This window comes from Streptomyces sp. 3211.6 (assembly GCF_003634815.1).
GTDB lineage: Bacteria > Actinomycetota > Actinomycetes > Streptomycetales > Streptomycetaceae > Streptomyces > Streptomyces katrae_A.
This window is the reverse complement of record NZ_RBXC01000001.1, coordinates 3,236,890-3,257,424: the sequence shown is the minus strand read 5'-3', so window position 1 is coordinate 3,257,424 and position 20,535 is coordinate 3,236,890. Positions and strand designations below refer to the sequence as shown.

14 protein-coding genes are annotated in these 20,535 nt (G+C 74.7%); 6 read left to right on the top strand and 8 right to left on the bottom strand.

What is annotated here, in order from left to right; genetic code table 11:
- Positions 1-72: 72 nt before the first annotated feature.
- Together BX286_RS14920 and BX286_RS14915 are read right to left on the bottom strand one after the other, a co-directional pair.
- Positions 73-879: an ABC transporter ATP-binding protein gene (locus tag BX286_RS14920; RefSeq protein WP_079427443.1), complete on the bottom strand. Its 807-nt coding sequence runs from the start codon at positions 877-879 to the stop codon at positions 73-75.
- On the bottom strand, positions 872-1,777 hold the full coding sequence (locus tag BX286_RS14915) for an ABC transporter permease (RefSeq protein WP_079427441.1): 906 nt from the start codon (positions 1,775-1,777) through the stop codon (positions 872-874). The genes BX286_RS14920 and BX286_RS14915 overlap by 8 nt, the downstream gene beginning before the upstream one ends.
- 193 nt (positions 1,778-1,970) lie before the next feature.
- Between BX286_RS14915 and BX286_RS14910 the strand changes: the two genes are divergently transcribed.
- From BX286_RS14910 to BX286_RS14900, 3 genes are all read left to right on the top strand, one after another.
- Positions 1,971-2,609, top strand: coding sequence for a TetR/AcrR family transcriptional regulator (locus tag BX286_RS14910; protein ID WP_079427439.1), 639 nt, complete (start codon positions 1,971-1,973; stop codon positions 2,607-2,609).
- Between the two features lie 117 nt (positions 2,610-2,726).
- Entirely contained in the window at positions 2,727-3,968 is a 1,242-nt protein-coding gene (locus BX286_RS14905; protein WP_100863559.1) for an NAD(P)/FAD-dependent oxidoreductase, read from the top strand.
- A gap of 134 nt (positions 3,969-4,102) precedes the next feature.
- The gene (locus BX286_RS14900) at positions 4,103-4,999 is read left to right on the top strand and encodes an RNA polymerase sigma-70 factor (protein ID WP_079427435.1); all 897 of its coding nucleotides are present in this window, start codon (positions 4,103-4,105) and stop codon (positions 4,997-4,999) included.
- Here BX286_RS14900 and BX286_RS14895 read toward each other — a convergent pair whose 3' ends face one another.
- The 5 genes from BX286_RS14895 to BX286_RS14875 all read right to left on the bottom strand — a co-directional run bounded on the left by BX286_RS14895 (position 5,000) and on the right by BX286_RS14875 (position 14,272).
- Positions 5,000-7,267, bottom strand: coding sequence for a bifunctional glycosyltransferase family 2 protein/CDP-glycerol:glycerophosphate glycerophosphotransferase (locus BX286_RS14895; RefSeq protein ID WP_121015150.1), 2,268 nt, complete (start codon positions 7,265-7,267; stop codon positions 5,000-5,002).
- Between the two features lie 160 nt (positions 7,268-7,427).
- Positions 7,428-8,267, bottom strand: coding sequence for a carbohydrate ABC transporter permease (locus tag BX286_RS14890; protein WP_079427431.1), 840 nt, complete (start codon positions 8,265-8,267; stop codon positions 7,428-7,430).
- A complete protein-coding gene (locus BX286_RS14885; RefSeq protein WP_261993427.1) occupies positions 8,264-9,592 on the bottom strand; it encodes a carbohydrate ABC transporter permease in 1,329 nt (442 codons plus the stop codon). Before BX286_RS14885 ends, BX286_RS14890 begins: the two co-directional genes overlap by 4 nt.
- Before the next feature lie 4 nt (positions 9,593-9,596).
- Positions 9,597-11,027: an ABC transporter substrate-binding protein gene (locus BX286_RS14880; RefSeq protein ID WP_100863561.1), complete on the bottom strand. Its 1,431-nt coding sequence runs from the start codon at positions 11,025-11,027 to the stop codon at positions 9,597-9,599.
- 104 nt (positions 11,028-11,131) lie between these two features.
- Positions 11,132-14,272: an FtsK/SpoIIIE domain-containing protein gene (locus tag BX286_RS14875; protein ID WP_121015148.1), complete on the bottom strand. Its 3,141-nt coding sequence runs from the start codon at positions 14,270-14,272 to the stop codon at positions 11,132-11,134.
- Between the two features lie 466 nt (positions 14,273-14,738).
- Here BX286_RS14875 and BX286_RS14870 point away from each other — a divergent pair, with 466 nt between their 5' ends.
- Complete coding sequence (locus BX286_RS14870; RefSeq protein WP_121015146.1) at positions 14,739-16,520, top strand: serine/threonine-protein kinase; 1,782 nt, start codon at positions 14,739-14,741, stop codon at positions 16,518-16,520.
- A gap of 200 nt (positions 16,521-16,720) precedes the next feature.
- Positions 16,721-17,995, top strand: coding sequence for a serine/threonine-protein kinase (locus tag BX286_RS14865; RefSeq protein WP_121015144.1), 1,275 nt, complete (start codon positions 16,721-16,723; stop codon positions 17,993-17,995).
- Positions 17,996-18,059: 64 nt separating this feature from the next.
- Here the strand turns inward: BX286_RS14865 and BX286_RS14860 are convergent, their stop codons facing one another.
- Positions 18,060-19,073, bottom strand: a complete 1,014-nt coding sequence (locus tag BX286_RS14860; protein ID WP_121015142.1) for an isopenicillin N synthase family oxygenase — start codon at positions 19,071-19,073, stop codon at positions 18,060-18,062.
- 320 nt (positions 19,074-19,393) lie between these two features.
- Between BX286_RS14860 and prfB the strand changes: the two genes are divergently transcribed.
- Entirely contained in the window at positions 19,394-20,506 is a 1,113-nt protein-coding gene (gene prfB / locus BX286_RS14855) for a peptide chain release factor 2 (RefSeq protein ID WP_079427417.1), read from the top strand.
- The last annotated feature ends 29 nt before the right edge of the window (positions 20,507-20,535 follow it).

The window sequence follows — 20,535 nt, the reverse complement described above, 5'->3', positions numbered from 1 at the left end:
CCGGAGCGAACGGGCCGGGCCCGGAACCCCTCGGAGGGTTCCGGGCCCGGCCCGTTTCCGCTGCGGCACGCCCTAGCCGCGGGTGTACGCCTCGTAGGCGTCGCAGACCTCCTTGGAGGGGCCGTCCATGCGGATGACGCCGGACTCCAGCCAGATGGCCCGGTCGCAGGTGTCGCGGACGGTGCCGATGGCGTGGCTGACGAGGAAGACGGTGCCGGCCCGGGCGCGGAGTTCCTCGATGCGGGCCTGGCTGCGGCGCTGGAAGGCGGCGTCGCCGGTGGCGAGGGCCTCGTCGATCATCAGGACGTCGTGGTCCTTGGCGGCGGCGATGGAGAACCGCAGCCGGGCGCCCATGCCGGAGGAGTAGGTGCGCATGGGCAGGGAGATGAAGTCGCCCTTCTCGTTGATGCCGGAGAAGTCGACGATGTCCTGGTAGCGCTCGCGGATCTGCTGTTTGGTCATGCCCATCGCCAGTCCGCCGAGGACCACGTTGCGTTCGCCGGTGAGGTCGTTCATCAGGGCGGCGTTCACTCCGAGGAGGGAGGGCTGGCCGTGTGAGTAGACGGCTCCGCGGGCGACCGGCTGGAGGCCGGCGATGGCCTTGAGGAGGGTGGACTTGCCGGAGCCGTTGGTGCCGATGAGGCCGATGGCCTCGCCCTTGTAGGCGGTGAAGCTGACGCCGCGGACGGCGTGGACCTCGCGGACGCCGGGGGCGGGCTTGCGGGAGAAGATGCGGCTGAGCGCGGCGGTGGCCCCGCCCTTGCGGGTGCCGGAGTTGACCTTGTAGACGACGTGCACCTCGTCGGCGATGACGGTGGGCACGCGGGTGTCGGCGGCGGCGCCGGGGGCGGCGCCGGTGCGGGTGAGGGTGTCAGCCACGGCCGTACTCCTCCTCTGCCTTCCAGAAGTAGACGAAGCCGCCGATGCCGGCGAACAGGGCCCAGCCGATGGCGATCGGCCAGACGTGGTGGGGCAGCTGCGAGGCCTTGAAGCTGTCGATCAGCGCGAAGCGCATCAGGTCGATGTAGACGGCCGCGGGGTTGAGCTTGAGCATCATCGTGACCCAGTGCGGCAGGTGGTCCGTGCGCAGGATGGCGTCGATGGACCACATCACGCCCGAGGAGTACATCCAGGTGCGGAGCACGAACGGCATCAGCTGGCTGACGTCGGGGTTCTTGCTGCCGACGCGGGCCATGACCATGGCGCAGCCGGCGCAGAAGACGGCCATCAGGAAGAGGGCCGGGAGGGCGAGCAGCCAGGCCGGGGAGGGGACCTGTCCGAAGGCCAGCAGCAGGATGACCAGGGCGCCCATGGTGACGAGCAGCTGCTGGAAGAGCTGGACCACCGAGGACAGGGGCAGGCTGGCGCGGGGGAAGTGCAGGGCCCGGACCAGGCCGAGGTTGCTGTGGACGGCGCGGGTGCCGGTGTTGACCGAACTGCCGATGAAGTCCCAGACGAAGACGCCGGTGATCAGGAACGGCAGGTAGTCCGGCACGCCGTGGCTGGCGTGCATGACCAGGCCGAAGATGAAGTAGTAGACGGCCGCGTTGAGCAGCGGGGTCATCAGGTGCCAGACCTGGCCGAGCTTGGCCGTGCTGTACGTGGCCTGCATCCGGGCGGTGGCGTACGCGATCACGAAGTGGCGGCGGTCCCACAGCTGTGCGACGTAGCCGGGGAGGGAGGGGCGGGCGCCGCTGAGGGTCAGGCCGTGGGCCGCCGCCAGTTCCGCGGCGGTGGTGGGGGCCGCGGCGGGTGGCGCGGAGGTCGCTCGGGTCACGGGCTTCGCTTTCGACGGGTCGGTGCGTCGCCGGCCGGGGGCACCCCGAGGGGGTCCCCGTACGGGTGCGGGGTGGGCCGGGCGACGGGACGGGTCCGTATCGTCGCTACGGCGAGGTTAGGGCCCAGAGGGACGGAACGCAACCGTATCGTCGTGACGGGGTAGTGGCGGCGTGCGCGGCTATGCTCTGTGCATGACCACCGAGCCTGCCGCCGCCCCGACCGCCGCCCCCGCGCCCGCCCCGGCCCGCCGTGCCCCCGCCGGCGCGGCCGTCCTGCGCGAGGACGTGACGGAGGCGATCCGCGCCGCGGTGCTCGCGGAGCTGGCGGAGGCGGGCTTCGCCCGGATGTCCATCGAGGGCATCGCCCGCCGCGCCGGAGTCGGCAAGACGGCCGTGTACCGGCGCTGGAAGTCCAAGCTGCACCTGGTCCTCGACCTGATCGGCGCCTTCGCCACCGACGGCCTGCCCGTCCCCGCCACCGGCTCCCTCTACGGGGACGTCCGCGCCCTGCTGGAGGTGATGACCCATGTCCTGCGCCACCCCGTGGCCTCGGCGGTGATCCCCGACCTGCTGGTGGAGGCCGCCCGGAACCCGGAGATCGCCGACGCGGTGCGCGGGGCCCTGCTGGACGGCCAGCGCCGGCTCGCCGAGGGGATCGTCGCGGAGGCCGTCGCGCGCGGCGAACTGGCGGACTCCGCCTCCCCCGAGCGGGCCCTGGACCTGGCGATCGGGCCGCTGTACTGGCGGCAGGTCGTCGTGGGGGACTCCGTACCCGCCGCCTACCTGGACGGACTCGCCCGCTCGGCGGTGGCCGGGCTGAAGGCCGGCTGACCCGCCGGGCGGCGCGGTCCGGCACTGCCCCGCCGGTGTGATCCGGCGCACACCGTGTCACGTTCCGCGGGCCTGCGTTGTCCTGTGGTCGAACCCCCTGGAACCGGAGGAGCGACCATGAGCGGCAAGAGCACCGAAGTCCTCGTCATCGGCGGCGGATACGCGGGTGTCATGGCGGCCAACCGGCTGACGCGGCGTGGTGACGTGGCGGTGACGCTGGTCAATCCGCGCCCGGACTTCGTACACCGGATCCGTCTCCACCAGCTGGCGGGCGGCACCGACTCGGCGGTGGTCGCCTACCGCGAGGTGCTGGCCGAGGGCGTGCGCCTGGTGGTCGACTCGGTGACGCGGATCGACGCGGCCGGCCGGTCGGTGGAGCTGGCTTCCGGTGCCAGGGCCGGTTACGACTACCTGATCTACGCGGTGGGCAGCGGCAGCGCCGATCCGGGCGTGCCGGGGGCCGCCGAGCACGCCCACCCGCTCGCGACCTTCGAGGAGGCGCGGCGGCTGCGCCCCCTGCTGGAGGCGGCCTCCGGGCAGGCCCCGGTCGTCGTGGCCGGCGGCGGTCCGACGGGCATCGAGACGGCCGCCGAGCTGGCCGAGGAGGGCCGTGCGGTGACCCTGGTGTGCGGCGGGGTCCTGGGCCCCTACCTCCACGCCCGGGGGCGGCGCTCGGTCGCCGGCCGCCTGGCGGCGCTCGGCGTCACCGTCCTGGACGGCCCCGGCGCGCGAGTGACGGAGGTGGCCGCCGGCGCCGTGCACCTGGCCGACGGCCGTGAACTGCCCAGCCGGGTGACCGTGTGGACCGCCGGCTTCGGCGTGCCGGACCTGGCGGTGCGCAGCGGGCTGCGCACCGACGCCCTGGGCCGGCTGCTCACGGACGAGACCCTGACCAGCGTGGACGACGAACGCATCGTCGCGGCCGGGGACTCGGCGGCGCCGTCGGGACTGCCGCCGCGGATGAGCTGCCAGGCCGCGATCCCGCTGGGCGCGCGGGCCGCGGACACCGTCCTGTCCCGGATCGCGGGTGAGCGGCCCGGGACGCTCAGGCAGGGGTTCGCGGGCCAGTGCATCAGCCTGGGCCGCCGCGACGGCATCTTCCAGTTCGCCACCAAGGCCGACCGTGCCGTGTGGCTCCACGCCGACGGCCGGCTCGGCGCGAAGCTCAAGGAGCTCGTCTGCAAGGGCGTCGTCAAGCACCTGGCCGGAGAGGCCCACAAGCCCGGCGCGTACAAGCTGCACCAGGTCCCGGGAGCCACCCGCCGGAAGCTGCTGGACGCACGCGACGCCGGAGAAGCACGCGACGCCGCGGACGCGCGGGACGCCGGGGTGGCGGCGACCGCCGGACAGGCCGCCTGACCGCCGCGCTGCGGAGCCCATCCGGACGGACCGCCCCCGGCGGGACGCCCTCCCCGGCAAGATGATCTTCCGGTGGGCGCACGTCCGAAGACCACCGCCGGCCCGCACCGGCCGCGAAGAAGAGGGAACGGGACATGAGCACCGAGACCACCGACCCGGCGACCGAGGCGTTCGTCGCCCACCGCAACCTGCTGTTCACCGTCGCCTACGAGATGCTCGGATCGGCCGCCGACGCCGAGGACGTCCTCCAGGAGACCTGGCTGCGCTGGGCCGGCGTCGACCTGTCACAGGTCCGCGAGCAGCGCGCGTACCTGGTCCGCATCACCACCCGCCAGGCCCTCAACCGGCTGCGCAGCCTCCAGCGCCGCAAGGAGGCCTACGTCGGCCAGTGGCTGCCGGAGCCGCTGCTCACCGCCCCCGACGTCGCCGAGGACGCCGAGCTGGCCGAGAGCGTGTCGATGGCGATGATGCTGGTCCTCGAAACCCTCTCGCCGACCGAACGCGCCGTCTTCGTCCTGCGCGAGGCCTTCGACTTCGGCTACGAGGAGATCGCCGCCGCCGTCGACAAGACCCCGGCGGCCGTACGCCAGATCGCGCACCGGGCCCGCAAGCACGTCGACGCCCGCCGCCCGCGCCAGGTGGTCCCGGCGAGCGCGGCCTCCGCGGCGGTGGAGTCCTTCCTGCGGGCCGTGGAGACCGGGGACCCGCAGGCCCTCCTCGACGTGCTCGCCCCCGACGTGGTCCTCATCGGCGACGGCGGCGGCCTCAAGCAGGCCGCGCTCCGTCCGATCGGCGGCGCCGACAAGGTGGCCCGCTTCCTCCTCGGCGGCATCGGCAAGACGAGGCTGCCGCTCACCCTCGCCCCCACCGTGGTCAACGGCAGCCCCGCCCTCGTCGCCCATCTGGACGGCGAGCTCGACGGGATCATGGCGATGCGGATCGACGGCGACCGCGTGACCGGCCTCTACTACGTCCGCAATCCCGAGAAGCTGACCCGCGTCCTGTCCGAGACCCCGCTCACCCTGCGCTGACTACGGCCACAGGCCCGCCGTCAGCGGCGTGCGGGCCGGGGCCGCAGCCGGGGAGGGCGCCGGCGGCGCGGGATGGCGGTCCTCCAGCGGGACGACCGCCGGGAGCGGCGTCTGCTGGCCCAGGAAGACGCGCCGCACCACGCGTTCGGCCGCGTACCCGTCGTCGTACGAGCAGAACCGCGCGCGGAACGCCGCCCGCAGCTGGGCCGAACGCGAGCCCTGCCAGTGCCCGGTGCCGAAGATGTCGACCAGCTCGTCCTCGGTCCGGGCGATCGCCCCCGGCGGACAGGCCCGCAGGTCGAAGTAGGTGCCGCGGGCTGCCTCGTACGCCTCCCAGTCGTCCGCGTGGATCACGATCGGCCGGTCCAGGCAGGCGTAGTCGAACATCAGGGAGGAGTAGTCGGTGACCAGCGCGTCCGAGGCCAGGCAGAGCTCCTCCACCGACGGGTGGTCGGAGACGTCCAGCAGCCTCGGGTGCACGTCCCGGGCCCGCTCGGTGCCCGCGTACGTGAGGTGGGTGCGGGACAGGACCGTGAAGCGGGGCCCCAGGTCCCGCAGGACCCGCTCGAAGTCCAGGTGCTCGGGCCGGCTGCGCCGGTAGTCGCGGTGGGTGGGGGCGTAGAGGATCACGGTGGTGCCCGGGGCGATGCCGAGGCGTTCGCGCAGGGCCACGACCTCGGCCTGGGTGGCCCGGTGGAAGGGATCGTTGCGCGGGTAGCCGTATTCCAGGGTGGTGTACGAGGCGGGGACGGCCTTCTCCCACACGAGGGTGGAGTGCCGGTTCGAGGACAGCAGGAAGTCCCACTGGTCGGCGCCGCGCAGCAGGCCCTCGAAGTCGGCGGTGGGGGCGGCGGCCGGGCGGTCCTGGAGGTCGAGGCCGACCCGCTTGAGGGGGGTGCCGTGCTGGGTCTGGAGCAGGACCTGGCCCGGCCGCTTGACCAGGCCCCGGTCGAAGTTGACGTTCGTCGTCAGGTACGTGGCCCGGGCCAGCGCCGTCCAGTACGCGGCCGAGCCCGGCTTCAGCGGCGTCGTCCCGGGCGGCAGGGTCGCGGTGTGCCGGGGGTCGCAGATCCACGCCGTCCGCATGTGCGGGGCCAGTTCGCGCAGCGTGGCCTCGATGGCGGCCGGGTTGCAGGCGTAGCCGCCGTGCCAGTACGCCGAGAACACCGCGAGCTCGGGCCGCAGGGGCCGCAGCCGCTGGATCCGGTAGTGCAGGCGCAGGGCGCTCTCGTGCAGCCCCCGCCGCAGGGCCGAGCCCGCCCGGGCCGCGGCCAGCGCCGCCGCGCGGGCCGCCGACGCCAGCCGGTAGGTACGGCGGGCCCCGAGCCGCATCAGGGTGTGCCGCAGCCGGTCGGTGCGGCTCGGTGCCGGCGGCAGGGCGCCCGCACCGCCCGGGGTGCGGTAGCGGCGCAGCAGGGCGCCGGCGCGGGCGAAGAACTCGGCCCGGCCGGCGCGCGGGAGCCGGCGGGGGTCGGCGTACACGGCGCAGAAGTGCTCGGCCATCCGCCGGTGCACCGCCGGGCGCCAGCGCTCCAGTTCGGGCCGGCCCGCGAGGTAGCCGAAGACCCGGTCGTACTGGTCGAAGATGTCGAGGTGGCGGCGGCTGGTGGTGGTCAGGATCGAGCCGGTGCGCCGCTGCCGGTAGTGCACGCACACCCGGTCGAGGACGGCCACGGACTCGGCGGCCAGCAGCGCCGGATAGGTCCAGGGGGTGTCCTCGTACAAGCCGGGCGGGAATGCGAGGCCCTCGCGCTCCACGTACTCGCGGCGGTACGCCTTGTTCCAGACCACCATCAGCATCCCCAGCAGTGCCGGGCGGTCCGCGAGCCGGAAGCTGGCCGGGCCCTCCTCGCTGAGGCGGTGCGCGAGCCGGTTGCGGACCAGTTCGCCGGTCCAGAAGGCGCGGGCGTAGTCGTAGACGAGGACGTCGGGGGAGCCGGTGGCCTTGAGCCGGTCGGTGATGGCCTGCAGGGCGCCCGGGGCGAGGGTGTCGTCGCCGTCGAGGAAGACCAGGTAGTCGCCGGTGGCCCGGGACAGGCCCGCGTTGCGGGCCGGCCCCAGGCCGAGGTTGTGCGCCAGGTGCACGGCGGTGACGCGGGGGTCGCGGGCCGCGTACTCGTCGATGATCGAACCGCAGGCGTCGGGGGAGGCGTCGTCGACCGCGATCAGCTCCAGATCCGGGTACGACTGCGACAGCACCGAGTCCAGGCTCTCCTGGAGGTACGCCTGAACCTTGTACGCGGGCACGATGACGCTGAACCGGGGCACGGCACATCCAGGGGTCGGCGCGGGCATGTTGCTCCCCCAGCCGCCGCTGGGAGGTGCCCCCAGCAACGCCCGCGTGGCGATCGGGTTACGTGCCCTGCGGCATTCGGGTTACGCAGCGTCAACACACCACGTCAACAGCATGATCACAAGGCTTTTGGAGCTATTTGACCGCCCCGGCCATCACCCCCGTCACGAACTGCCGCTGGAAGGCGAAGAAGACCACGAGCGGCACGACCATCGACAGGAAGGCCCCGGGCGCCAGCACGTCGATGTTGTTCCCGAACTGCCGCACCTGCTGCTGGAGCGCCACCGTCACCGGCGGGTGCGCCGAATCGGCGAAGACCAGCGCCACCAGCATGTCGTTCCACACCCACAGGAACTGGAAGATGCCCAGCGAGGCGATCGCCGGCCCGCCCAGCGGCAGCACCACCCGGGCGAACAGCCGCAGTTCGCCCGCCCCGTCCAGCCGCGCCGCCTCCAGCAGCTCGCGCGGGATCTCGGCGAAGAAGTTCCGCAGCAGGAACACCGCGAACGGCAGCCCGAACGCGGTGTGGAACAGCACCACCCCGGCCGTGGTCTCGAACAGGCCGATCGCGCCGAAGAGTTCGGACACCGGGATCAGCGCCACCTGCACGGGCACCACCAGCAGCCCGACCACGACCAGGAACAGCCAGTCCCGGCCGGGGAACTCCAGCCAGGCGAAGGCGTATCCGGCGAGCGCGCCCAGGGTGAGGACCAGCACGGTCGCCGGGACGGCGATCAGGGCCGTGCTCAGCAGGGAGCCGGTGATCGTGTCGTTGGCCAGCAGGTGCGCGTAGTTGGACGCCGTCAGCCGGGACGGCGCGGTCAGCGCCCGCCACCAGCCGCCCCGGTTCAGATCGCCAGGGGACAGGAAGGAGGAGACCAGCAGACCGACGGTCGGCACCAGCCAGAACAGCGCGGCCAGGACCAGGAACACGCGCAGCAGCACACTGCCCGCGAGGCGCCGTACGGCGTTCACCGGGAGGCCTCCCTTCGCATCCGGCGGATGTTGACCAGCATCACCGGTACCACCAGCACCAGCAGCAGCACCGCGATGGCACTGCCCAGCCCCTGGTCGGCGTCCGTGCCGAAAGAGGTCCGGTACAGCTGGAGCGCCAGCACGTTCGCGTCGTCCTGGACGGCGCCCGGCGCGATCACGAAGACCAGGTCGAAGACCTTCATCACATTGATCACCAGGGTCACCAGCACCACCACCAGCACCGGCGCCAGCAGCGGCACGGTGATCCGCCGGAACACCTGCCACTCGCCCGCCCCGTCCACCCGGGCCGCCTCCAGCAGCTCCCGCGGCACCGCCGCCAGCCCCGCACCGATCAGCACCATCGCGAACCCCGCCCACATCCACACGTACGCGCCGATCACCGCCGGGGTCACCAGGACCGGCCCCAGCCACTCCACCCCCGCGTACGCCTCACGGAAGTTCGACGCCGGCAGCCGCAGCCGGGCCCCGTCCGCCGCGGCCGGCAGGGTGAACGTGCCGTCCGCGCGGGCCGTGGCGCTCGCCACCGTCCGGCCGTCCTTCACCGCCTCGATCCGCATCCCCGCCAGACCCGTCTCCGCCGGGTCGACCACGTTCACCGCGCCGCCCCCGCCCCGGGTGAAGTCCTGCCAGACCGTGCCCGTCACCTCCCCCGGCACCGGACGCGCCCCCACCGCAGTACGGGCCCCCTCCGGCAGCGCCTCCGGCGCCACCCCGACCAGCGGCAGCAGCACCGGGGTACCCGCCCGGACCGGGTCACGCGTCACGAAGCCGCCGTCCCCGGCCGGCTCCAGCGGGGAGTCCCGGCCCGGACGGGCCTTCGGGAACGCCGAGGACGCGGCGAAGGTGTCGTGCACCCCGACCACGACCGCGTTGGCCACGCCCCGGTGCGGATCGTGGTCGTACACCAGCCGGAAGATGATCCCCGCCGCCAGCATCGAGATCGCCATCGGCATGAACACCAGCAGCCGGAACGCCGTCCCCCAGCGGACCCGCTCCGTCAGCACCGCGAAGACCAGCCCGAGACCGGTCGCCACGGCCGGGGCCACCGCCACCCACACCGCCGTGTTGCGCAGCGCGGTGCGGATCGCCGGATCACGGACGATCGCCTCGTAGTTGGCGGCGCCGACGAAGGAGTCCCCGGAACGGTCGAAGAGGCTGCGGTAGAGCGAGAAGCCGATGGGCTGCACGACCAGCGCCCCCAGCAGCACCAGCGCCGGCAGCAGGAACGCCGCCGAGACCAGCCGCCGCCGCGCGGCGGCCCGGCGGCCCGGGGTGTCCCGGGCCGCCCGCGTCGAGGCCTTCACGCCCCTAGTTCCCGTACGCCTTGGCCGCGTCCGCCTCCAGCCGCGCCTGGGTCCCCGCCACGTCGGACGGGTTCGCCAGGAAGTCCTGGAGCGCCTTCCACTCACCCGTCCCCGGCGTCGCGCCGAACGCCGCCGGAGCCTGGTCCGACATGTCGAAGCGGAAGTCGTCGCCCGCCGCGATCAGCGCCTTCGCGATGCCCCGCTGGATGTCGTTCGGGTACGCCGCGAGGTCCACCGCCTTGTTCGGGGAGACGAAACCGCCCTCGGCGGCCTGGATCCGCGCCGCGTCCGCCGACGCCAGGAACGTGAGCAGGGCCTGCGCCCCCTTCGACGGCTTCAGCGCCACCGCCACGTCACCGCCCGACACCACCGGAGCCTTCGCCCCGACCGCCGGGAAGGGGAAGACGAGCGCGTCCTTGCCGACCTTCGCCTCCGTCTGGGCGATGTTCACCCCCACGAAGTCGCCCTCGAAGACCATCGCCGCCGCCGGCCGGTCGCCCCCGGTGAAGGTCTGCGTCACCGACTTGGGGAACTCCGTCGCCAGCGCCCCGCTGGTGCCGCCCGCCAGGAAGTCCTTGCGGCCGAACAGCTCGGCGAGGGTGGTCAGCGCCTGCTTGACGCTGTCGTCCGTCCACTTGATCTCGTGCTTCGCCAGCCGGTCGTACTTCTCCGGGCCCGCCTGCGAAAGGTAGACGTTCTCGAACCAGTCCGTCAGCGTCCAGCCATCCGCGCCCGCGACCGAGACCGCCGGGGTGCCGGACGCCGAGAGGGTGTCCGCGGCCGCCAGCAGTTCCTTCCACGTCTTCGGCGGCTTCACGCCCGCCGCCTCGAACGCCTTCGCGTTGTACCAGACCAGCGACTTGTTGGCCGCCTTGTAGTAGACCCCGTACTGGGTGCCGTCCACCGCCCCCAGCTGCCGCCAGCCCGGCGAGTAGTTCGCCTCCAGCTGCGCCCGGGCCTCCGGGCCCACCGGCTGCGCCCACTTGTTGTGCACCGCCGCCACCAGCGCGCCGACCTGCGGGAGCAGCGCCACGTCCGGCGGCTGACCGCCCGCGACCTTGGTGCCGAGGAAGGTGACGATGGGGTCCTGGGCCGGGACGAAAGCGACGCTCGCGCCCGTCCGCTTCTCGAACTCCTTCAGCACCTTGGCGAAGTTGGCCTGCTCGGGGCCCGTCCAGACCGCCGAGACCTCCAGCTTCTCGCCGGGGAGCTTCGGTAATTCGACCGTGTGCGCCTGCTCCTGCCCGGCGGACGGGGTGCTGCCCGCGCTGCCGCCGCCGTCGCCGGTGTCGCAGGCGGCGAGCGCGAGCGCCCCGGCGGCGGCCAGGGCGGCCCAGGCGTGCGCTCTCGCCCGCGCTCTTCCCGGGCTTCTCCTGCGGCCGTCCGCGCCGCTTCCCGTCTGGCTCGATCCGTGCTGTGCGTGCTGTCCGGACATGGTGCCGCCCCCGATGCCGTGTGGCCGTGAAGTGCTCCGTGCCACCAGGTCTACGCCGCGCCGCGCACCCCCGCAATACCGCGTCGGGGGGGAGCGGCGGATCGTCAGGGGGCCGCGGGGAACAGCACCGGTATGGCCGAGACCAGGTGCGAGGCCCGGTCGAGGGCGCTGGCCAGGAGGGCGAGGTCGGTCGGCCCGTTGCCGAGCTCCCGCACCGGACGGCGGGCCGGCGGGTCACCCATCCGCTCCCACTCCACCGGAACCACGGTGGGCCTCAGGGTCGCGGTGCGCGGGATCCGGCCGGTCACCCGGCCCGCCTGGAACGGGACGGCCCGCCCGTCGGAGTACAGCAGCCGGCCGCGGCCGGGGCCCGGCCGGTCCGGGGCGTCCAGCTCCACCCGCAGCGCCGCCTGGCGGGCCGGCTCGGTCCCGGCGGTGCGGTCCGGGCGGGCGGTGGCGGTGATCAGGTGCACCCCGAGGCGGGCGCCCTCACGGGCCACGCCCTCCAGGATCCGTACGAGCGAACCCGCGGCGGGCCGGCCCGGGCTGCCCAGGGCCGGGGCGACCAGCGCGTCGAAGTCGTCCACCAGCAGCACCAGCCGCGGCAGCGGACTCGGCCCGGCGGCCGGGTCGGTGCGCGGAGCCGAGGCCCGCAGCCGCAGCGTGCCGGTGCGCTGCGGGTCGAGGTCGCCGCGGTGCTCGCCCGGACCGGGGTCGCGGGGCGAGACCATCCGGTCGGAGAGGCTGCGCCGGCCGTGCCACTCCACGAACGGCACCCCGTCCAGCAGCTCGTGGCGGCGCCCCAGCTCGGTGGCGAGGGCCTGCGCGAACTCCCGCATCCGCAGCGGGTCCGAGGCCACGAGATGGGCCGACACGTGCGGGAGCTCCGTGCAGGGCAGCAGGCCTTCGCCGCGCTCCCCGCCCGCGCCGTCGAGGAGGAGCAGGCCCAGGTGGTCGGGGCGGGACCCGGCCGCCAGGGAGGCGGCGAGGGAGCGCAGGAGCTCCGTGCGGCCGCTGCCGGCGGGGCCCTCGATGAGCAGGTGCGGGCCCTCGTGGACCAGCTCGGCGCCGACCGGCCCGCGCCGGCCCGCCCCGAGGACCACGTCGGCCAGGCCGCCGACGGCCCGGCCCTGGTCGGCGGCGGCGGCCCAGCGGGCCATCAGGGAGGCCGGGGTGGCGCGGGCCAGCCCGAGCTCGTCGAGGAGCCGGGCGGCCGCGGGGAGGCTGGCGGCCGGGCGGTGGGCGCCCTGGTGGTCGGCCGGGGGCGCGTCGGCGCGCAGCGGGGCCAGGGCGCGGGCGAACCGCTCCGCCCAGGCGGCGGACACCCCGTCGGCGACGGCGGTGCCGCCCGGCGGGACGGGCCTGCCGTCGCCGATCGCGAAGGTGCGCACGGCGGTGGCGACGTCCCCGCTGAGCAGGGCGACGGCGCCGCAGTCCCGGAAGGCGGGGACGCTCGCGCAGGCGGTGTCGTACGTCTGCGCCACCGGGGAGGCCGGGGTGGCGGCCGGGGCCTCGGCGAGCGCGAGGACGTGGATGCCGGCGGCGGGGCCGTGCGAGGCCAGCCGGCCGGTGAGCTCGCGCAGGGCGGCGGTACCGGGGTCGCCGTCCACGACGAGGAGGGTGCGGGGGCCCTCGTACGCGTCGGCCGTCCGGCGCACGGCTGCCGGATCGGCGGCCGCCCAGCCGCTGCCGAGCGGACCGTCGTCCAGCCGCCGGGTCAGCTCGGCGGTGCGGGCGGCCGCCTGGTCGCGGTCGTAGGCGAGGAGGAGCCGGCAGTCCTGGCCGTGCGCGGGCCGTACGTGGGGCAGCCAGCCGAGCCAGGCCCAGTCGCGGCGGCGCTCCTGCAGGGGCCGGACGCGGTCGGCGGCCAGCAGCACGATCTCCAGCTGTGCGGGCGAGTGCAGTCCGGCGAGCTGCGCCACGACGGACCGGGCGACGCCCATGAGCCGGGCCCGCGGCCCGGCGATCCCGAGCGCCCCGCTCTCGTACAGCGCGACCCGGCTGCCGGCTCCCAGCCCCACTTCGAGGAACCCGGGATGCCCCGGCCCCCGTGACCAGAGCCGCCCGGTGGGCCCGAGTGCGGCGAGCAGCAGGGCGGCGGGGTCGTCGGCGTCGGGCACCGCGGCGGCGGGCTCCACCACCCCGACGGCCTCCACCGCCACGTCCTCCTGCCCCCGCACCCACTTCCGCGCCCAGGCCCCGATCCCGCCCCGCCGCCGGGGGCCGCCGTCGGCCGCACCGGCGGCCCGGCCGGGTGCGGATGCGGGGCCGGAGTGGAGGGCCGCGGGTCCGGGGCCGGAGGCCCCGGCGTGGGCCCCGCCGGGAGCGCCCGGGTGGTCCCGGCCGCCGGGCGCGGACGGCCGGACCGGAGCTCCGGCAGCCTGCTGCGGCCCCGTACCGGCCGTGGCGGCGGGGGCGCCGGGGTGGGGGGCGGACGCGCCGGAGCCCCCGGCCGGCCGGCCCGCAGCGGCGTCGGGCGCGCCCGTGCCCCGGCCGGCCGCACCGCCGGACGTACCCGCGCCCGGCCCCGGAGCGCCGCCGGAAGCATCCGTACCGGCCTCCGGCCCGCCCGCCAGGGCCAGGTGGCCCTCGTGGTCCGGGACGACCGGCAGGCGGGTGCCGCCGCCCGTGGCCAGGCGGAGGGTGGATTCGCCGATCCGCAGGAGCGCCCCCGGCGCCAGCGGGACGGCCCGGACGCCGACCTCCGCGCCGTCCAGCGTCGTCCCGTTCGTCGAGCCGAGGTCGGCCACCGCCACCCGTCCGTCCGGCATCACGGTCACCGTGCAGTGGAGCCTTGAGACGTCCGGGTCGTCCAGCGGGACGTCGGCGTCCGCCGAGCGGCCGATCCGCACCGACCCGGGGTGCAGCAGGTGGACGCCGCCCGCGTCGGGGCCGGCCACCACGTGCAGCTGCGGGGCGCCGAGCCCGTCGTCCCCGAGCGCGTCCGCGTCCGGCGCCGGGATGTGCAGCGTCAGCACCGCCCCGTCCACGAGCGGCGGCTCGCCCAGCACCGCGCGCTGGGGGTCGAGCCGCTGCGACCCGGCGTACAGCACCACGGTGCCCCGGGGAGTCCCCCCGGCGGTGGCCGCGGGGGTGTCGGGTCCGCCGACGGTCGCCGCTAGCCCGGAGGCCACGGCGGCCAGCGCGGTCCCGGCAGGGGCGGTGACGAGCACGTCACAGCCGGCGGGCGCGGGGGCGGCCTGGTGGCCGCCGCGCGACCCGAGGACGGTCAGCCGGATCTGCATCGCCGTCAGCGGTCCCTTCTGCGCGGAGCGCAGTGCACGGTGCGGGCGCCCGGCGGGGGGAGCGGCGGGACATGTCTGCCCGGTCAACCCCCCGCCCGGCACGGACGCTTCGTCCGTTCAGGTCAGCCGGAAGGCAGGGCTCCCGTCCCGGCCGTTCCGTACGGGTGCATCCTCGCACCTGTCGCCCGCAACACGCCCGGCACCCGCCCAGTAATGATCTTGATTCGCGTAGGCCGGCTCCCCCTGCCGCTCGGATCCGGCCACCCGGCCGGGCGAGCGACGAGGCAATTCCGGGGAAAAGAGCCTCCGGCATACGCCGCAAAACTCACCCTTCGCACAAATGTGCGGCAACCAACCTCCCTCGGCCCGCGTCCTCCATCGGGACACCCCCTAGAGTTGGGCCGGAAACCCACCGGGCCCCGCAGGGGACCCACGACAGCAGGACGACAGCAGGGGAGCGCGAGACGTGCGGCCAGTCGGCAGCAAGTACCTGCTCGAGGAGCCGCTCGGACGCGGCGCCACGGGCACCGTCTGGCGTGCCCGCCAGCGGGAGACGGCCGGTGCGGAGGCGGCCGTCGCCGGCCAGCCCGGCGAGACCGTTGCCATCAAGGTCCTCAAGGAGGAGCTGGCCCAGGACGCGGACATCGTCATGCGCTTCCTGCGTGAACGCTCCGTCCTGCTGCGCCTGACGCACCCCAACATCGTCCGTACCCGCGACCTCGTGGTCGAGGGCGACCTCCTCGCCCTCGTCATGGACCTGATCGACGGCCCGGACCTGCACAAGTACATCCGGCAGAACGGCCCCTTCAGCCCGGTCGCCGCGGCCCTGCTCACCGCCCAGATCGCGGACGCCCTCGCCGCCAGCCACGCCGACGGAGTCGTCCACCGCGACCTGAAGCCGGCCAACGTCCTGCTCGACGAGAGCAACGGGCAGATGAAGCCGATGCTCACCGACTTCGGCATCGCCCGCCTCGCCGACTCCCCGGGCCTCACCCGCACCCACGAGTTCGTCGGCACCCCCGCCTACGTCGCCCCCGAGTCCGCCGAGGGCCGCCCGCAGACCTCCGCCGTCGACATCTACGGCGCCGGCATCCTGCTGTACGAGCTCCTCACCGGCCGCCCGCCCTTCGCCGGCGGCACCGCGCTGGAGGTGCTCCACCGCCACCTCAGCGAGGACCCTCAGCGGCCCTCGTCCGTGCCCGAGGCGCTGTGGATCGTCATCGAGCGCTGCCTGCGCAAGGAGCCCGACGAGCGGCCGAGCGCCGAGAGCCTGGCCCGCGGCCTGCGCGTGGTCGCCGCCGGCATCCGCGTGCACTCCTCGCCCGACGAGGTCGAGGCCGCCCTCGGCGTCGGCGCGCTGCTCGCGCCCGACCCCTCCCCGGCGCCGGTCCCGACCTCGGCCCCCCAGTTCCCCGGGAGCGCCGCGCCGACCGAGGTGACGCCCGTGGTGGCGGCGGGGGAGTACGACCCGAACGCCATGACCAGCGTCCTGCCGCCGGTCGACGGCGCGGACGCCACCACCGTCCTGCCGCCCGTCGCCGGAGGGCCGGGCGCGGGCAGCAGCCCGGGCGCCCCCGACCCGACCTCCGTCATGCCGCCCGTGCAGCGGCCCGACGCCCCGCACCCGTGGCAGTCGCAGATGGCCGCAGCGCGGGACCGCAACGAGCAGACGCAGATGCAGTACCTCGACCCGGGCGAGGACCCCCTGCGCCGCCGCCCGCAGCGCCAGGCCCCGCCGCCCCCGCAGCACCAGCCGCGCCAGAACCAGCAGCAGTACCAGCAGCCGCCGCAGTACCGTCCGGCCCCGCCGCCGCAGCAGCAGTACCAGCAGCCGCCCCAGTACGCCCCCCAGCCCCAGCCGTACCAGCAGCCGCAGGCGTACCAGCAGCCGCAGCAGCAGGCGCCGTACCGGCAGCCCCCGCAGCCGCAGCCGCCGGTGCAGCAGCCCCCGCAGCAGCGCCCGCCCCGCCAGCAGCCCCCGCGCGAACCGCGACCGCCGCGCGAGCCGCGCCGCCGCAGCGCCAACCCGGTCCGCATCCCGGGCCTGGGCTGCCTCAAGGGCTGCCTCGTCCTGATCCTGCTGCTCTTCGTGGGCGGCTGGCTGGTCTGGGAACTGACCCCGCTCCAGGAGTGGGTCGGCACCGGCAAGGGCTGGTGGGACCAGGTGTGGAGCTGGGGCAGGGACGTCGCCGACTTCGTCGGCTCGATCGGCGACAAGACGAACGGCGGCTCCGGCAGCGGTTCCTGACGCCCAGGCAGCCCCGGGGCCCGCGAACTGGGCGCCCCAGGAAGGCCTTTTCGGCCCTCCGTAGCGCCGACCTTGTGGATTTGTCGACTTCCAGGGCGTGATTTCGCCCGCAGAAGTGAAGGTCACCGCGATCCGGAGCGCCGGGCCCCCCTTCGGCCGCGTAACTTTGGGGCGTTACGCCAGCCGCTGAGGGAGCAGTCGTGGCACGGAAGATCGGCAGCCGGTACACAGCGCACCAGATCCTGGGGCGAGGCAGCGCGGGCACGGTGTGGCTGGGCGAGGGGCCGGACGGGCCCGTCGCGGTCAAGCTGCTGCGCGAGGACCTCGCCTGCGACCAGGAACTGGTCGGACGCTTCGTCCAGGAGCGCAGCGCCCTGCTCGGCCTGGAGCACCCGCACATCGTCTCCGTCCGCGACCTGGTCGTGGACGGCGACGACCTCGCCCTCGTCATGGACCTCGTCCGCGGCACGGACCTGCGCACGCGCCTCGACCGCGAGCGTCGGCTGGCCCCCGAGGCGGCCGTGGCCATCGTCGCGGACGTCGCGGACGCGCTCGCCGCCGCGCACGCGGCGGGCGTCGTCCACCGGGACGTGAAGCCGGAGAACGTCCTGCTCGACATGCAGGGCCCCCTCGGTCCCGGCGGCGCGCACCCCGCGCTGCTGACCGACTTCGGCGTGGCCAAGCTCATCGACCACCCGCGCCGGGCCCCCGTGCCGGCCGGGGTGCGGGCGGCGGCGCAGGCGACGCGGATCATCGGGACGCCGGACTACCTGGCCCCGGAGATAGTGGAGGGCCTGCCCCCGCGGGCGGCCGTCGACATATACGCCCTCGCCACGGTGCTCTACGAGCTGCTGGCCGGGTTCACCCCCTTCGGCGGGGGCCACCCGGGCGCGGTGCTGCGCCGGCACGTCACCGAGACCGTGGTGCCGCTGCCGGGGATCCCCGAGGAGCTGTGGCAGCTGATCGTCCAGTGCCTGGCCAAGGCCCCGGCGTCGCGGCTGCGGGCCTCGGAGCTGTCGGTACGGCTGCGGGAGCTGCTGCCGCTGCTGGCGGGTATGCCGCCGCTGGACGTGGACGAGCCGGACGACGCGGAGCCGGCTGAGCCGGAGGCGGCGAGCGCGTCGGAGGAGTCGGCGGCGGCGGATCCGGTGCGGCGGCGGGGGGTGGTGCCGCTGGTCCCGGGGTCCGCGACGGATTCCAACCGCGACACCCACACCTCCATGCGGGTGCCGACGCCCGACGAGCTCGCGGGCGGGGCGCTGGGCACCGCGCGCGTCCCGCGGCCGGCCGGCGGGCACCGGCCGGGCACCCCCCGGCACCGGGCGGAGGCGGTGCGCAAGCGGCGGCTGGTCCTCTCGGCCTCGGCGGTGGCGCTGGCCGCGGCGGTCGGGGTGGGCAGCTGGCTGGCCGCCTCCGGCGACGAGTCCGCCCCGCCGCCGCGCGAGACGAAGCACTCGTCGCCGTCCCGGCCGTAGCCGTCGGGCGGCGGGGCGGGGAGACGGCTCCGCGCAGCGGCCCCCCGGCCCCGCCCCCGGACGGTTACGCGGCCAGCGACGGGTGCCAGCGCCGTGCCACCGCCGGGTGCGCCCGGACCCAGCCCTTCAGCTCGTTGCGCCCGTACTCCGCGTGCAGCGGGTTCGACGCGTCGTGCGCGACCCCCGGCGCGGCCCGCAGGTACTCCCCGGGCACGGTGTCGATCACCGCGTCCAGCCTCGGGTTGTAGAAGAACGGCACCGAGAACCGCTCCACCGCCCCCGGCGGGCTGACCACCCGGTGGTCGGTGGCCACCAGGTACCCCTCCGTGGCGATCTCCAGCAGCTCTCCCAGGTTCACCACGAACGCCCCCGGCAGCGGCGGGATGTCCACGAAGCCGCCGTCCCGGACGACCTGCAGCCCGCCCACCCCGTCCTGCAGCAGCAGCGTCAGGAAGCCGTAGTCCTTGTGCGCGCCGACCCCCTGGTCCGCACCCGAGGGGGCCGACCCGGGGTAGCGGATCAGCTTCGTGTGCAGGTGCGGCCGGTCCGCGAAGGCCGCGTCGAAGAAGTCCGGGGGCGCCCCGATCGCCGCCAGCAGCTCCCGCAGCAGCCGGTGCGCCACCACCGCCAGCCGCGCCTGCCAGCCCAGCACCGCCTCCCGCAGCTCCGGCAGCGCCTCGGGCCACTGGTTCGGGCCCTCCAGCCACAGGTACTCCGGGTCACCCGGCCCCACCTGCGGCGCCGGCCGCTCCGCGCCCACGTCCAGCTGGTCCCGCCAGTCCGAGGCCCCGCCCGTCAGCTCGTGCCCGATGCGGGTGTAGCCGCGGAAGTGCGGGGAGTTCAGATTGCTCACGGCCAGCCGGTCGGCCTCCGGGAGCGCGAAGAAGGCCCGGGTCAGCTCCAGGATGCGGGCGGTCTCGGCCTCCGTTATCCCGTGCCCGGTCAGGTACAGGAAGCCGGTGTCGCGGGCGGCGGCGTGCAGCTGCTTGAGGAAGTCCTCCCGCTCGGCGGGGTCGTCGGCCCGGGAGAGGTCGATCACAGCGAGGGAAGGGGAGGAGGAGGGGTGCGCGGACGGCATGACGGCTCCGTTTCGGATGTCACGGGGTCCTGTGCCCCAGAGATGGCGGGGCGGCGGGCAGCGTGGAGCGGACCGGCCGGCAGGGATGGCGCCGGGCGGACCTGACCGCGTACAGGACCGAAGTCGGATCGGGGTTGATCAGGCTTGTGCGAGGTCCGGCGGCAGACAGCTCGTGGTGGTGACACGCATGTGGTCCACATGGCGGCGCTTCACGAGTAGAACGGTCATACGGTGAGCGTACGCCCGTACCCGCCCTCCTCCGAAGCCGTTGATCCGGCCTGGCCGGAGATGGCCGTCCGCGGACCGGCTACGCTGGACCCGTGGCAGTCGTCGATGTTTCCGAAGAGCTGAAGTCCCTCTCCTCGACCATGGGGTCGATCGAGGCCGTCCTGGACCTCGACAAGCTGAGGGCAGAAATCGCCGTGCTCGAGGAGCAGGCCGCCGCGCCGTCCCTGTGGGACGACCCGGACGCCGCCCAGAAGATCACGAGCAAGCTTTCGCACCTCCAGGCGGAGGTCCGCAAGACCGAGACCCTCCGCGGCCGCATCGACGACCTCGCGGTGCTGTTCGACCTCGCCCAGGAGATGGACGACGCGGACACCCTCGCCGAGGCGGAGGCCGAGCTGGTGTCCGTCCGCAAGGCCCTGGACGAGATGGAGGTCCGCACCCTGCTCTCCGGCGAGTACGCCGAGCGCGAGGCGCTGGTCAACATCCGTGCCGAGGCCGGCGGCGTCGACGCCTCCGACTTCGCCGAGCGCCTCCAGCGCATGTACCTGCGCTGGGCCGAGCGCCACGGCTACCCCACCGAGATCTACGAGACCTCGTACGCGGAAGAGGCCGGCATCAAGTCGACCACCTTCGTGGTCAAGGCCCCGTACGCCTACGGCACGCTCTCCGTCGAGCAGGGCACCCACCGCCTGGTGCGCATCTCGCCCTTCGACAACCAGGGCCGCCGCCAGACCTCCTTCGCGGGCGTCGAGGTGCTGCCGGTCGTCGAGACCAGCGACCACGTCGAGATCGACGAGACCGAGCTGCGCGTCGACGTCTACCGCGCGTCCGGCCCCGGCGGCCAGGGCGTCAACACCACCGACTCGGCCGTGCGCATCACGCACCTCCCGACCGGCATCGTGGTCTCCTGCCAGAACGAGCGCTCCCAGATCCAGAACAAGGCCAGCGCGATGAACGTGCTCCAGGCCAAGCTGCTGGAGCGCCGCCGCCAGGAGGAGCAGGCCAAGATGGACGCCCTCAAGGACGGCGGCAGCTCCTGGGGCAACCAGATGCGCTCCTACGTCCTGCACCCGTACCAGATGGTCAAGGACCTGCGGACGGAGTTCGAGGTCGGCAACCCGCAGGCGGTCCTCGACGGCGACATCGACGGCTTCCTGGAGGCCGGCATCCGCTGGCGCAAGCAGCAGGAGCAGCAGAGCGCGTAAGCGCCGCACACCGTGAGGAAGGGCCCGGA

Bases quoted from the DNA above. Each gene is read 5' to 3' on its own strand.
- BX286_RS14910 (WP_079427439.1), top strand. From the start codon at position 1,971: ATGACCACCGAGCCTGCCGCCGCCCCGACCGCCGCCCCCGCGCCCGCC.
- BX286_RS14905 (WP_100863559.1), top strand. From the start codon at position 2,727: ATGAGCGGCAAGAGCACCGAAGTCCTCGTCATCGGCGGCGGATACGCG.
- BX286_RS14900 (WP_079427435.1), top strand. From the start codon at position 4,103: ATGAGCACCGAGACCACCGACCCGGCGACCGAGGCGTTCGTCGCCCAC.
- BX286_RS14880 (WP_100863561.1), bottom strand. From the start codon at position 11,027: ATGTCCGGACAGCACGCACAGCACGGATCGAGCCAGACGGGAAGCGGC.
- BX286_RS14875 (WP_121015148.1), bottom strand. From the start codon at position 14,272: ATGCAGATCCGGCTGACCGTCCTCGGGTCGCGCGGCGGCCACCAGGCC.
- BX286_RS14860 (WP_121015142.1), bottom strand. From the start codon at position 19,073: ATGCCGTCCGCGCACCCCTCCTCCTCCCCTTCCCTCGCTGTGATCGAC.